Raw genomic sequence first — 264 nt, forward strand, 5'->3', positions numbered from 1 at the left:
GCATCGCCGCGCCAGAACGGCAGCCGTCCCGCCTCGCCGGGTGCGGGCGAGACCAGGACGCGGTCGCGTGTGATGGCCTCGATGCGCCAGCTGTTCGCCCCCAGTTGGATGACGTCGCCCTTGCGCGACTCGTACACCATCTCCTCGTCCAACTCGCCCAGGCGTGGGCCGCCCTCGCCCAGATACACGGGGTACAGCCCGCGATCGGGGATCACGCCGGCATTGAGCCGCACGATCATGCCCGCCCCGCGCCGGGCGCTCACC

General features: G+C 72.0%; 1 protein-coding gene. It reads right to left on the minus strand.

Annotated features, from left to right (window positions below):
* On the minus strand, window positions 1-264 hold a 264-nt coding region (locus N2041_RS14835), incomplete at both ends, for a hypothetical protein (protein WP_367187744.1).

This window comes from Tepidiforma sp. (assembly GCF_026419595.1).
Classification (GTDB): Bacteria; Chloroflexota; Dehalococcoidia; order Tepidiformales; family Tepidiformaceae; genus Tepidiforma.